This is a genomic window from Stenotrophomonas maltophilia group sp. Smal17 (assembly GCF_030237045.1).
Taxonomy (GTDB): Bacteria; Pseudomonadota; Gammaproteobacteria; order Xanthomonadales; family Xanthomonadaceae; genus Stenotrophomonas; species Stenotrophomonas forensis.
The window spans coordinates 1-1,307 of record NZ_JASJSU010000180.1 but is presented as its reverse complement, the minus strand read 5'-3'; the positions used below and the strand labels follow the sequence as shown (position 1 = coordinate 1,307).

Below are 1,307 nucleotides of genomic sequence, written 5' to 3'. Positions count from 1 at the left end.
CCCCGACTCTACATCAGCGCAACGGCTCAATCGTGCTCGAAGCGCAGCGGTTCGCTGCCCATCGCCGGGTCGCTGGTGCCGGGGCGTCCATCCTCGGCGCGCCCGGCCAGGCGCAGGGTGCTCTCGCCCGCGCTGACCTGCAGGTCATACCAACCAGCGGTAGGCGTCGCGTCCCACGCCAATGAGGTTTCCGCACGCGCCGGCAGCGCCAGCGCCTGCTCGGGCATGTGCCCGGCATAGGCGCCGGCCTGCACACGCAGTTGCAGCGCGCTGTCGCCGAGATTGCGCAGCTGCAACCGCAGCTGGCCGTCCGCGCGCACGACCGTCGCCTGCAGGGCCGGCGCCTTTGCCGCGCCCTGGAAATGGCGGTGGAAGCCATTTGGGCCGAGCAGCCACAGGTCGTAGCGCCCCTGGGCATCCAATGGCCAGCGCTCCTGCAGCGGCATCCCCGGCAGCAGCGTGTAGCGGCGCGGAATGGCGCCAAGCCGCAGGCGGTCGTAGACATGCAGTACCGCCGCCGCACCTTCGCAGGACAGCACCAGATCCACGCCCGTTGCATCCAGGCGGGCAATCGACGCCTGCGGCCGATAGGGCAGGGCCCGCGCCGGGCGTATGCCGCTTTCCTGCTTCGCCGGGTTCAACCCCTCCGGCAACGCCGGCACGGTGCGTCCCGGCAGCGCAGCGGCACGTGCGGCCACCGCGCTCACGTCGGGCAGGCCGCGCACGAACGGGCGGGTATCGCGCTGGGCAAAGTCGAAGGCGCCCGTCAGGTCGCCACAGACCGCACGGCGCCACGGCGAGATGTCCGGCGCGGCCACGCCAAAGCGGCGTTCGATCAGGCGTATGACCGAGGTGTGGTCGTACACCTGTGAATCGACCCAGCCGCCGCGGCTCCACGGCGAAATCACGTACAGCGGCACGCGCGGGCCGAGCCCATACGGGCGGCCGCGCAGCTCGGCGGCATCGTATTTTTCATCACCCGGTGCCGGATGACGGTGATACTCGCCGTCGGTACTGACCGATGAGGCGCCGGCCCAGCCGCCGTCCACGGGCGAAGGCGGTGCCGGTGGCGGCATGTGGTCGAAGAAGCCGTCGTTCTCGTCGAACATCAACAGCAGTGCCGTACGGCTCCAGACCTCCGGGTCGGCGGTCAGCGCGTCCAGCACGCGCGCGGTATAGGCCGCGCCCTGGGCGGGACTGGACGGGCCGGGATGCTCGCTGCCGGCGGCGTCGGCGATGATGAAACTGACCTGTGGCAGGCGCCCATCAAGCACGTCCTGGCGCAGCTGCGCCACCCCACGGGTGCT

1 protein-coding gene is annotated in these 1,307 nt (G+C 71.1%); it reads right to left on the bottom strand.

Going from position 1 to position 1,307, the window contains the following annotated elements:
• Window positions 1-26: 26 nt before the first annotated feature.
• The coding region (locus QRO93_RS21460) for an alkaline phosphatase family protein (protein ID WP_285304361.1) at window positions 27-1,307 on the bottom strand (1,281 nt) is incomplete at its 5' end.